Below are 577 nucleotides of genomic sequence, written 5' to 3'. Positions count from 1 at the left end.
AGCGTCCATTCGCCAAAGCGCCTGAAGGTTCGGCGTGCCTGCTCATAGCGGTCCGCGGTGACTGGAAACCAGCGGCTGTTGCGGAGCCCGTCAATGCCACGCCCCAGAACCCAGTTCATCACGGAGCCGAGCGTGTTTCCGATTGTCGCCAACATAAGGAGCAGCCAAGGGTCACCGCGGCCGGAGACGACAAGGCCAGCCAGCACCGCCTCCGACGAAATCGGCAGGACGGTTGCGGCAAGGAAGGCGCTGATGAACAATGCGCCATAGAGCGCCACCACGCCGGACTATGCCCGCACGTCGACAATGCCCATCATGCCGAGTTGCTCATGCTCGAGGATGTGGCAGTGATACATCCTCGGCCCCGGCCGGTCCTGCCGCAGCAGCAGCCGCACCGTCTCCCCGCGCGCGACATTGACGGTGTCTTTCCAGGCGCGATAGGCCGGCTTTGATGTGGTGCCGCCGCGTTCGTGCTCGACCACCTGGAACTGTGTGCCATGCACATGGAACGGATGATCCATGTCCGCCGCGTTGACGATCTCCCAGAGTTCGACCTGACCAGCCTTGGCGACGACGT

2 protein-coding genes are annotated in these 577 nt (G+C 63.6%); both read right to left on the bottom strand.

What is annotated here, in order from left to right; all coding sequences use genetic code 11:
* On the bottom strand, window positions 1-281 hold a 281-nt coding region (locus ACWTU8_RS32015; RefSeq protein WP_455851278.1), incomplete at its 3' end, for a YqaA family protein.
* A 6-nt stretch (window positions 282-287) separates the two neighbouring features.
* Window positions 288-577: multicopper oxidase domain-containing protein (locus tag ACWTU8_RS32010; protein ID WP_455851277.1), on the bottom strand; the 290-nt coding region annotated here is incomplete at its 5' end.

The organism is Mesorhizobium sp. BHbdii (assembly GCF_053848045.1).
Note: the sequence above shows the minus strand (reverse complement) of the source record. Positions and strands in the feature narration are given on the sequence as shown.